8 protein-coding genes are annotated in these 11,705 nt (G+C 41.3%); 6 read left to right on the forward strand and 2 right to left on the reverse strand.

The annotated features are described in order from the left end of the window. Positions 1–50: 50 nt before the first annotated feature. A complete protein-coding gene (locus EKM80_RS09745) occupies positions 51–941 on the forward strand; it encodes an ABC transporter substrate-binding protein/permease (protein WP_225418856.1) in 891 nt (296 codons plus the stop codon). Positions 942–1,010: 69 nt separating this feature from the next. On the opposite strand, the gene EKM80_RS09750 is transcribed toward EKM80_RS09745, so the two are convergent. Further along, on the reverse strand, positions 1,011–2,171 hold the full coding sequence (locus EKM80_RS09750; RefSeq protein ID WP_125552938.1) for a M20 family metallopeptidase: 1,161 nt from the start codon (positions 2,169–2,171) through the stop codon (positions 1,011–1,013). 127 nt (positions 2,172–2,298) lie between these two features. Next, positions 2,299–2,940 carry a helix-turn-helix transcriptional regulator gene (locus EKM80_RS09755; protein ID WP_125552939.1) on the reverse strand — a complete coding sequence of 214 codons (642 nt, stop codon included), beginning with the start codon at positions 2,938–2,940 and terminating at the stop codon, positions 2,299–2,301. A gap of 289 nt (positions 2,941–3,229) precedes the next feature. Here EKM80_RS09755 and ssnA point away from each other — a divergent pair, with 289 nt between their 5' ends. The 5 genes from ssnA (at position 3,230) to EKM80_RS09780 (ending at position 11,622) form a co-directional block, all read left to right on the forward strand. Next, positions 3,230–4,564, forward strand: coding sequence for a putative aminohydrolase SsnA (ssnA, locus tag EKM80_RS09760; protein WP_125552940.1), 1,335 nt, complete (start codon positions 3,230–3,232; stop codon positions 4,562–4,564). A gap of 12 nt (positions 4,565–4,576) precedes the next feature. Then, positions 4,577–7,585: a putative selenate reductase subunit YgfK gene (gene ygfK / locus EKM80_RS09765; protein WP_125552941.1), complete on the forward strand. Its 3,009-nt coding sequence runs from the start codon at positions 4,577–4,579 to the stop codon at positions 7,583–7,585. Positions 7,586–7,599: 14 nt separating this feature from the next. After that, positions 7,600–8,988, forward strand: coding sequence for a dihydropyrimidinase (hydA, locus tag EKM80_RS09770; RefSeq protein WP_125552942.1), 1,389 nt, complete (start codon positions 7,600–7,602; stop codon positions 8,986–8,988). Positions 8,989–9,008: 20 nt separating this feature from the next. Continuing rightward, on the forward strand, positions 9,009–10,205 hold the full coding sequence (gene dpaL / locus EKM80_RS09775) for a diaminopropionate ammonia-lyase (protein WP_125552943.1): 1,197 nt from the start codon (positions 9,009–9,011) through the stop codon (positions 10,203–10,205). 100 nt (positions 10,206–10,305) lie between these two features. Then, the gene (locus EKM80_RS09780; protein ID WP_164509542.1) at positions 10,306–11,622 is read left to right on the forward strand and encodes a YgeY family selenium metabolism-linked hydrolase; all 1,317 of its coding nucleotides are present in this window, start codon (positions 10,306–10,308) and stop codon (positions 11,620–11,622) included. Positions 11,623–11,705: the final 83 nt, after the last annotated feature.

Here is an 11,705-nt window from a genome sequence, read left to right on the forward strand (position 1 = left end):
TATACCAATTTATAAGAATAGGTCGATACTGTTGCACTTGATTTGACAATTTGGGAAATAATAAAATCAAAGCAATCGTGATTGAAAAGCCAGTCGCAGATGCTTATATTGCGCAGAATAAAGATTTTGTCTTAACTAAGACCACTTTTGCTGAATCAACTAAGGAAACCGCCGTAGCCTTACCTAAGGACGCACCGGCGTTAACTGCTGCCATTAACAAGTCAATTACTCAGATCAATAAGCAACATTTATTGAAGGGCTATCAAGCTAAGGCCAATAAATTAATGTTCCAGAAGAATAGTTTCTTCAGCCAATATGGTAGTTATTTTGCTAAAGGAACCTTGTATACAGTTGAATTGGCCATTATTGGTGTTTTCTTCGGGGTTGTACTAGGGACCGTATTAGCGTTCATGAAGCGGTCGCGTCATTTTATTCTTAAGGCGATTGCAATGATCTACATTGAATTTATTCGTGGAACGCCTTTATTGATTCAAGTGTTCATTGCCTTCTTCGGCGCACAAATGCTTGGGCTAGGTTTATCGGCCTTACTGTCCAGTATGATCGCCGTTTCATTGAATTCAGCGGCGTATGTCGCCGAAATCATTCGCTCTGGGATCAATTCAGTTAAACCAGGGCAAATGGAAGCGGCGCGTTCATTGGGCTTAACTCAAGGCGCCAGCATGCGCTATGTCGTTTTACCACAGGCAATCAAAAATATTTTGCCTGCGCTGGGGAATGAATTTATCACGATCTTGAAAGATTCTTCCGTTGTTTCGGTCATCGGGGTTAGTGAATTAATGTTTGAAACTGGTGTCGTCCAAGGTGCCAGCTTTAAACCGTTTTATCCATTGGTCATCGCGTCGTTGATCTACTTCGTTTTGACCTTCAGTATTTCGCGAGTATTAGCTATTTTTGAAAAACGATTAGCTGCCTCAAATTAAAAAATAATGGTCACCGCTGATTTCCTCATTTGGAATAAGCTGGTGATCATTTTTTGTTTAGCTACTAAATTATGACAGCAGTAAGCGTTCAGCCAAGCGGTACATGACTTGATAACACCGCTGGATATCCTTAAGCTCAACGTATTCATCCGGTTTATGCGCCATTTCCAAGTCACCTGGGCCATAGGACATACAATTTAAATTGTGTAGTTTGCCAGCTATCACCGCGGTATCGGTATAACCAGTAAAGACACCAACTTCCGCTGGTTGTTGCGTGACCTCGGCAACTGTGGCTTTTAAATTTTGCAGTAAAAAGCTTTGTGGCTGCGCTTCAATTGGTGGCCGATCACCATCGATCACTAAGTCAATTTTTAAGCCAGGATAGTTGTGCTTAACCGCAGTGATCACTTGCTCAAAAATAGTCAGCACGTGTTTTGTATTCAGTGGCGGGACCAACCGCATATCGATCCAGACTTCTGCTTGATCAGGGACCACATAAGGGCGGTAACCACCCTTGATCGTGCCGAAAGTGATCGTTGAACGGCCTAATGTGGGATGGGTTGGGAAGGTCACAAACTCAGCGCGCAGTTTGGTGATCAGTTCAGCAATTGCCGCGATGGCATCGATTCCTTTTTCTGGCGTGCTTGCATGTGCGGTGACGCCATGGGTGCTGAGCTTGATCCAAGTACGGCCTTTATGGGCCATTCTGATTTGGCCATTAGTCGGTTCGCCATCTAAAATTAAATCTTCAGCGGTAACCCATTTATCAGCGATGGCTTTTTCCACACCGCGCATGTAATCTTCTTCATCAACAGAAGCAATCAGCACCAAGTTATGTTGTAGTACTCGACCGGCAGCGACTTGCTGCGCAATTGTTGCAAAAGCAGTCATGGCACAGGCCAGACCACTTTTCATATCACAGGCACCACGCCCATATAAACGTGTGCCTTGTACTTCACCGGCAAGTGGGGTACTCTGCTGCCAAGCGGTGCCTAAAACGACAGTATCCATGTGGCAAATGTAGACTAATGCCGGCTGTGCCACTTTACCGGTTAGGACTGCGCGTACGTTGTAACGGCCAGGTAAGACTTCAGATTTTGTGATTACGGCAGTCGGTGCATTAGCACGAAGCCACGCGCCGATAAAATCACCGATAGTGTCTTCATAAGCTCCCGGATCAGAACTATCGATTTTGACAAGTTGACTAGTTAGCTGTGTAACGGTATCCATTTTGTTACTTCCTCCTAAATTAATATGTAAACACCCTTTAAATAATTGGCTGATCAAAAATCAGTCTATTTAAAGGGTGTTTGTGTTTACGCATCAAAAAGGCTGGTGATCATTCGTGAATGGCACACTATTTTTTAGCATCAATATAACTATAAAGCGTGTACTTAGAGATATTAAAGTATTGTGACACCTTATCACCTGATTTAGTGACCAGAAAAGCACCTTTGCTATTAAGAAATTGAATGCTCTTAACCTTGTCCTCTTTGGTCATTAATGATACTGGTTTGCCCACTAATTTAACGGATTCTTGAATCAAATCATCTAATAATTCGTTTACATTTTGCGGGATAAAGTTAAGTTCATTAGGATCTGCCTTCGTTTTGACCGCAGTGAATGAATGGAGTACATTTTCTGCCATAATTAAGTTAGAAACATCATAGTTGATTGCAAAGATAGCTTCCAACTTACCTTGTTCATCCTTTAAGTACAGCGTGCTAGATTTAAGGACACGCCCGTCATGGGTATGCGTAATGTAGTTGATATGATCTTTCAATTCAGCAGGATCTTTTTTGAGTGTTTCTAAAACAATTTGTGAAGGGCCATCACCTAGCTGCCGTGAAGATACTTGGCCGTTCTCAATTGAAACAATGGTATGGTTCATATCGTTTCGATCGATACGATGGATCACAATTTCACAATTTTCACCAAACTGTCCAGCAAGCGCCTTACCGATTTGACTAAGAAATTTAAGCTTTTCGTCCGTTAACATTGTGAATACCTTCTTTATTATGAGTGTAGGAGAATTTATAAAAATTGGATAAAAAAGCTGACCAAAAAGATTTTGTTGTTTACAAATTCTATTATAGCAATAATTTGAGCATCTCAAAAGGTTTAGCAATAAAATATTTTTTAGATGCACTATATTTTTTTTAGGTGACGTGTTATACTCAGAGTGTGGTAAAAATAAGACATATTTTCTAAGTAAGGGTTAATCAGTTTTGGGCGTCGTTCAAGCTAAACTAATTGTAACCGCTTACCCAAATTTAGGAGGATCGCGCATGTTATTGATTGGCAATGGGAACCTAATTACGCGGCAGCAGGAGAACGATTTTATCAAAGACGGGTGTGTGGCCATTGATGGCCAACTCATTAAAGAGGTTGGGACGACAGCAAGCTTAAAAGCTAAGTACCCAGAGGCAGAATTCATCGATGCTAAAGGCGGTTTGATCATGCCTGGGCTAGTCAATATGCACAATCATATTTATAGCACTTTTGCTCGGGGCCTCAGCATTAATGGTTATCATCCAAAAGATTTTATGGATATTTTGGAAGGACAATGGTTCCGCTTAGATCGTGAACTGGATAACAAAGCCACATATGCTAGTGGTAAGGTAGCCTACTTAGATAGCATTAAAAATGGGGTAACGACCATGTTTGATCATCATGCTAGTTATGGTGAGATCGATGGCAGTTTAGGTGAACTGTCTCGTGCCGCTGATGAACTTGGTATGCGTACATGCTTATGCTACGAAGTTTCTGATCGCAACGGGGAAGCCCAAATGAAGGCAGCTGTTGCAGAGAATGTTTCTTTTATCAACGCCGTTAAGAAGCGTGATAACGATATGCAACAAGCAATGATGGGCTTACACGCCGCATTTACGCTATCAGATCCAACTTTGGAATATGTGAAAGCACAGACACCAGCCGGTACTGGCTTCCATATTCATATCGCAGAAGGCTTAGCTGACGTGCAGGATTCATTAGCTAAATATAATACGCCAATCGTTAATCGTTTGCTTAATATGGGTATTTTAGGTAAAAAAACGATGGCCGGACATTGTATTCATATCGGACCACATGAAATGGAGATTTTACGTGATACTGATACGATGGTGGTCACTAACCCTGAATCAAATATGGGTAATGCCGTTGGTACGCCAGCAGCTCTGAAGATGTTCAATGATTATGGCATTTTGATTGGTATGGGAACCGACGGCTACACTAATGATTTGTTGGAATCATATAAGTTTGGCAATTTGATTCACAAACATCATTTAGCAGATCCAAATGCCGGCTGGACGGAAATTCCGGCAATGATTTTTGGTAATAATCCCAAGATGGCGAATCGCTTATTCGATACAAAACTGGGTGTGCTTGAATCGGGTGCGGCAGCTGACGTCATTGTCGTTGATTACCAAGCACCAACGCCAATTACTGCAGCTAATTACAATAGTCATATTTTGTTCGGCGTTAACGGTCGAATGGTCAATGATACTATCATTAATGGTCAAGTACGGATGCGCAATCGTGAAGTTGTTGGGGTTGATGAAGCTAAAATTTGGGCTGATGCGCAAGCGCAAGCTCAACTTCTGTGGCAACGGATCAACGGATAGGAGGTCTTTATAATGAGTGATATTATGCGTCCCATTTCAATCGAAGCTTTATTGAATTGGATTTTAGAAGAATTTAAACGCAGCGGCACAATTTTCGGTGTGCGCCGCTTATATAAAGCTGATCCGAATAAAACATTATCCTTATTCGGTGAGCAAATGGAAACACCAGTTGGGCCCGCTGCTGGACCACATACCCAATTAGCACAAAATATTATTGCTTCCTATCTGACTGGTTCACGGTTCTTCGAATTAAAAACAGTACAAACTATCGATGGCGAAGATTTGCCAGTAGCTAAGCCATGTATTAGTGCACGCGATGAAGGCTATAACGTTGAATGGTCAACGGAATTACGAGTACCAGATGCATACCAAGAATACGTTAAAGCTTGGTTCGTACTGAAACTATTAAGTCGTGAATTTGATCTTGGTAGTCCGGATGGCTTTATTTTTAATATGAGTGTTGGTTACGATCTGAAAGGTATTAAAACACCAAAGATCCAAGCTTATATTGACCAGATGCAAGATGCTTCACAAACGCCAATTTGGGCAGAATGTTTAGCCACTGCTAAGGAAATGTTGCCACGGTTCAAGCGGATCGATAGTGATTATCTAGCCAATATTGATCCCCATGTGTCACGTTCAATTACTTTATCGACCTTACATGGCTGTCCACCAGCCGAAATTGAACGGATTGCCAATCATTTATTAACTGAAAAGCATTTAAATACGTTTATCAAATGTAATCCAACCTTATTAGGTTTTGATTACGCACGGCAAACAATGAATGAATTAGGTTTTGACTATATGGAATTTGACGATCATCACTTTGTTGATGATCTGCAATTTGAAGATGCGGTACCAATGATTACACGGTTACGCGCAGAGGCAGCAACACAACGACTAAGCTTTGGCGTGAAGATCACTAACACCTTCCCCGTTGATATTGCGCAAAATGAATTACCTGGCGAAGAAATGTATATGTCTGGGCGGTCACTTTTTCCACTCAGTGTGGCAGTGGCTAAGAAATTATCTGATGCCTTTCACGGTGAATTACAAATTTCATATTCTGGTGGCGCAGATATTTTCAATATTAAGGATTTGTTTGAAGCTGGGATCTGGCCAATCACCGTTGCCACAACGTTACTAAAACCAGGTAGCTATCAGCGCATTAGTCAAATTGCTAATGTATTGACTAGCCTATCATATCCAACACGTGTCCAACTTGATTTGCCTAAGCTTGATCAGCTAGTCACAAAAGCAAAGCATCAAGCTTTATATCAAAAATCAATTAAGTTGCCAATTTCACCAAAAATTGAAGAAAAATTACCATTGTTGGATTGTTACACTGCACCTTGTCGTGGTACTGGTGGTTGTCCAATTGATCAGGATGTACCGGCGTATCTGCGGTATGTCAGTGAAGGCAAGTACTTGGATGCGTTAAAGGTTATTGTTGACCGTAATCCGTTACCTTTTATTACTGGTACGATTTGTGCTCATCCTTGTCAGACCAAGTGTACGCGCCAGTTCTACGAAGGTTCAATTGATATTCGTGGCGTCAAATTAGATGCTGCAGAACATGCTTATGATGAATTAATGGCAACGATGAAGAAACCAGAAAAGAAGCAAGATGCGGTTAAAACTGCCGTTGTTGGTGGTGGCCCAGCTGGCTTATCCGCTGGCTACCTATTAGCACGTGAGGGTATGCCGGTTACCATCTTTGAAAAAGATGAACAAATGGGTGGTGTGTGTAGCCAGATCGTTCCTGAATTCCGAATCTCTATGGCCAGTGTTCAAAAAGATATTGATTTAACTAAATTTATGGGCGCTGAATTTAAAAACGGTCAAGCTGCGCCAAGCTTAGACGAACTCCATGCACAAGGCTTTACTAATGTAATCTATGCAATGGGTGCTTGGCATCATCGTAACTTGAAGTTAGCCAAGGGCAACGCAATCAACTCATTAGAATTCTTAAAAGCGACACGTCAAGATAAGATGGAACATAACCCATATGGCGAGCATATTGTCGTTGTTGGTGGTGGTAACACAGCTATGGATTGTGTTCGTGTTGCTAGTCGGTTACCAGGTGTTAAGAAAGCATCATTAGTTTATCGGCGGAATAAGCGCAATATGCCAGCAGATGAAGAAGAACTTTACTTGGCTTTAGATGATGGTGTTGAATTCTTAGAACTATTATCACCAACTTCATTGGAAGATAATCAATTAACCTGTGAAGTAATGGAATTAGGTGAGCGCGATGCTTCTGGTCGGCGCAAACCAATGCCAACTGGTCGTTTCACGACGGTTCCAGCTGACACCGTTGTTTCTGCAGTTGGTGAAACAATCGATACACATTATTATCAACAAGTCGGTATCGAAACTGATGCCCGTGGGTTAGTTCTAAGTGAGCCAACAACTTTAGAAACTAATTTAAAAAACGTTTATGTTATCGGTGATGGTAATCGTGGCCCCGCAACAATTGTTGAAGCAATTGCTGATGCGACTAAGGCTGCTAAGGATATCTGTGAGATCCACAATGAACGTTCCGAACAGACTAATTTGAACGTTGACCGTGCTGTTCCACGGAGCAAACGTGGCATTATGGTAACGCCTGAGAATGGTATTAGTCAATCCGCTCGTTGCCTTGAATGCTCAACTATTTGTGAATCATGTGTCGATGTTTGTCCTAACCGCGCTAATATCGTAGTTAATGTCAATGGTGATCCACAAATCATGCATATTGATCGGATGTGTAATGAATGTGGTAATTGTGAGACTTTCTGCCCATATTCAAGCGCACCATATAAGGATAAATTTACCTTATTCAATAGTGAACCTGATTTTTACAATAGTACTAACCAAGGCTTTTACGTTGTTGATGCAGCCGCTAAAGAATGTTTAATTCGTGTTGGTGACATTGTTGAAACAATTAACTTGAATGAGACTAATATGGATATTGCAAATGGTTTATTAGATATGATGGAAACAGTTATTGATGACTATAGCTACTGCTTAGCCGACTAGATGGAGGGGTTAAGGTGTCAATTGTAATTAAAGGTGCGACCGTTGTTTCAACACATGGTCAACGTCAATTAGATGTCAGGATTGTAGACGAAAAGGTGACTGAATTAGGTGTGAATTTAGCGACTACAGCCGATACCGTGGTCGATGCCACTGGTTGTTATCTATTTCCGGGTTTTATTGATGCACATACGCATATGGAATTAAATAATGGACCTGGTACGGCTAGCACGGCAGATAATTTCACAACCGGCAGTTTGGCAGCGGTTGCTAAGGGTACCACTTCGGTGCTTGACATGGCAACGCCAGATCGTGGTCATAGTTTACAAGACTGTTTGACGACTTGGAATAGTTTAGCAGCAGGGAAAAGTTCTTGTGACTACAGCTATCACATGTCAATAATTGAATGGAACCAGCAATTGGCAGCCGAAGTTCCCAAGATGGCGGCACAAGGCATTACGTCGTTTAAGATGTACATGGCATATGATAATTTACGAACGAGCGATGCTGAGATTTATGCAGCAATGTGTGAGATCAAGAAAGTTCATGGCATGTTAGGTATTCATTGTGAGAATGGTGATTTAGTTAATACTTTACAGACCGAATATTTAGCTAAAGGGTTAACAGCACCTAAATATCATCCGATGACTAGACCTAATATGGTGGAAGCTGAAGCAATTAATCGGTATTTAACAATTGCTGCTTTAGTTGGCTTGCCAGTTAACATTGTTCATTTAAGCACTCGCGAATCTTTGGCAGTCGTTCGTGCTGCACGAGCACGGGGCCAACAAGTCTATGTTGAAACTTGTCCACAATATCTATTGTTGGACGACCATTATTATGATTTACCTGACTTTGAAGGAGCTAAATACATTTGCTCACCACCATTACGTAGTACAGCAGATGAAGCAGCTTTATGGCAGGCACTAGAGCAAGGTGAAATCAATACTATTTCGACTGATCATTGTGATTTTAATTTTCATGATCAAAAATTTATTGGTAAGGACGATTTCACTAAAATTCCTGGTGGGATGCCTGGTGTTGAAACACGACCAGAATTAATTTATACCGCTGGTGTGGCAACTGGGAAAATTAGTTTGGAACAATTTGTTGGTTTGTTGTCTGAAAATATTGCTCGCCAATTTGGTATGTATCCGCAAAAAGGCGTTATCCAAATTGGCAGTGATGCTGACTTAGTTATCTGGGATCCACAACAACAAGGTGTAATCTCAGCAGCGACACAACTACAAAATGTTGACTACACCGCTTACGAAGGCTTTAAAACACAAGGTGCAGCGCGCGCGGTTTATCTACGTGGTCAGCAAGCTGCAGCTAATGGCAAGGTTTTGGCGGGGCAACAAGGAAAATTTGTTTTCCGTCATGGTAGTGACTATAACTTAAAATAATTGAATCGAGGGGTTAACTATTGGCAGACAAAATTAAATGGATCAAAAACGAAATGCCTAAAACAAATGATCCGCATTTACCGTTAATGAACCAAGCAGCAGTGGAGAAAGCACAAGCGTTCCACAAGAGTTTTCCACAATATACGGAAACACCATTAGCAAATTTAAAAGAAATGGCTAATTATCTAGGCCTAGAAAAGTTCTTTGTTAAAGATGAATCTTATCGCTTTGGTTTGAATGCATTTAAGGTCTTAGGCGGTTCATATGCGATGGCCAATTATATTGCTAAAAAAGTGGGTAAAGATATCTCTGAAATCACTTACGATGTAATGATCTCACCGAAATTGAAAAAAGAATTAGGTCAGGCGACTTTCTACACTGCAACTGATGGTAATCATGGTCGTGGCGTCGCTTGGGCAGCTAATAAATTGGGACAACGGGCAGTTGTTTTAATGCCTAAAGGCTCAACTAAAGCTCGTTTTGACAATATTCGTAAAGAAGGCGCCGAAGTAACTATTGAAGACGTCAACTATGACGAATGTGTCCGCAAAGCGAATGCTTTAGCAGAACAAACTGAAAACGGTGTTATGGTGCAAGATACTGCTTGGGATGGTTACGAAGAAATTCCAACTTGGATCATGCAAGGCTACGGCACAATGGCCTTAGAAGCAGCTAAACAAATGAAGGCTGCTGGTGTTGAGCGCCCAACACATGTCTTCATTCAAGCTGGTGTTGGTAGTTTGGCTGGGGCTGTGATTGGCTTTTTCGCCAATCTATTCCCAGAAAACCCACCAATTATGACGGTCATGGAAGCACAAGCTGCTGATTGTTTGTATAAATCTGCAGCTGCTAAAGATGGCAAGATTCGTTTTGCTACTGGCGATTTAAATACAATGATGGCCGGTTTAGCTTGTGGCGAACCGAATACAATTTCCTTTGATATCTTGAAGAATCATGTTGCTTATTTTGCTTCATGTCCTGATTGGGTATCGGCTAAAGGGATGCGCATGTTAGGTGCACCAATCAAAGGCGATCCGCAGGTCACTTCTGGTGAATCTGGGGCTGTCGGTATGGGCTTTATTGCTACGGCAATGCAAGATCCAGAATACGCCGACATGAAAGCGGCACTGCAGCTTGACGAAAATTCTAAGGTGATTATGTTCTCAACTGAAGGGGATACTGATCCAGAAAACTATAAGAAAATCATGTGGCAGTAAGCAATATAAATTTTGATCAAAATTCCGAGGGTGCTCAAGTTCTCCATCGCAGGAGTTACAACTTTAGAGAATTACAGAAAATTATGTGGAGGTATTTATTATGGATTTAGATGCAATCAAACAACAAGGTAAAAAGTATGAGGCTGACATGACTAAATTCTTGCGGGATATGGTCAAAATTCCTGGTGAAAGCACGGACGAAAAGGCTAAAATTCAGCGGGCTAAACAAGAAATGGAAAAAGTTGGTTTCGATAAAGTTGAAATCGATAAAATGGGTAATTTATTAGGTTATATGGGACATGGTGAGAAATTACTTGCATTCGATGGTCATATTGACACCGTTGGGATCGGCGAAAAGAAAAACTGGAAGTTTGATCCTTATGATGGTTACGAAACTGACACTGAAATTGGTGGCCGTGGGACTTCTGACCAAGAAGGCGGGATTGTTTCTGCAGTTTATGGCGCTAAAATCATGAAGGACTTAGATTTATTAAATGATAAATATACAGTTTTAGTTGTTGCTTCAGTCAATGAAGAAGATTGCGATGGCTTGAATTGGCAGTATATTATCAATGAAGATAAAATTCGTCCTGAATTCGTTGTTTCAACTGAACCAACCGATGGTGGGATTTATCGTGGCCAACGTGGCCGTATGGAAATTCGGGTTGATGTCAAAGGTATTTCTTGCCACGGTTCTGCACCAGAACGTGGTGACAATGCAATTTACAAGATGGCCGATATTTTGCAAGATGTCCGTGATTTAAACAATAACGGCGAAAATGAAAGCACTGCCATTCGTGGCTTGTCTAAAATGCTGAATGAAAAGAATAATCCAAAATGGCAAGAAGCACGTTTCTTAGGTCGTGGGAGTATTACCGCTTCACAAATTTTCTTCTCATCACCAAGTCGTTGCGCCGTTGCTGATGGTTGTTCAGTTTCATTAGATCGCCGGATGACTTCAGGCGAAACTTGGGAAAGTTGTTTAGAAGAAATTCGTCAATTACCAGCAGTTCAAAAGTATGGTGATGATGTCGAAGTTTCTATGTATGATTATGATCGGAAGAGCTATACCGGGTTATCTTACCCAATCGAATGCTTCTTCCCAACTTGGGTTATCCCAGAAAATCATCCAGTTACTGAGGCTTTAGTTGATGTTCACAAGCAAATGTTTGGTGATGTCCGTCAAGGGCCAGCTGATCAAATTGAAATGCGTAAACCACGGCCATTGTTAGACAAATGGACCTTCTCAACTAATGGCGTTACTATCATGGGCCGTAATAACATCCCTTGTATTGGTTACGGACCAGGTGCTGAAGACCAGGCTCATGCGCCAAACGAAAGAACTTGGAAAGAAGATTTAGTTCGTTGCGCAACAGTCTATGCTGCTTTGCCAACTGTTTATACTGAAAACAATTAATTAGTCAACTAGCCTCGTATTGAGGCTAGTTGCATACATACTGAGTAGCAATTAGTTTATTTGATAATTGATCACATAACCGC

Source organism: Loigolactobacillus jiayinensis, from assembly GCF_003946445.1.
GTDB classification, from domain to species: Bacteria; Bacillota; Bacilli; order Lactobacillales; family Lactobacillaceae; genus Loigolactobacillus; species Loigolactobacillus jiayinensis.

Bases quoted from the DNA above. Each gene is read 5' to 3' on its own strand.
- ygfK (WP_125552941.1), top strand. From the start codon at position 4,577: ATGAGTGATATTATGCGTCCCATTTCAATCGAAGCTTTATTGAATTGG.
- EKM80_RS09750 (WP_125552938.1), bottom strand. From the start codon at position 2,171: ATGGATACCGTTACACAGCTAACTAGTCAACTTGTCAAAATCGATAGT.
- EKM80_RS09780 (WP_164509542.1), top strand. From the start codon at position 10,306: ATGGATTTAGATGCAATCAAACAACAAGGTAAAAAGTATGAGGCTGAC.
- EKM80_RS09755 (WP_125552939.1), bottom strand. From the start codon at position 2,940: ATGTTAACGGACGAAAAGCTTAAATTTCTTAGTCAAATCGGTAAGGCG.
- ssnA (WP_125552940.1), top strand. From the start codon at position 3,230: ATGTTATTGATTGGCAATGGGAACCTAATTACGCGGCAGCAGGAGAAC.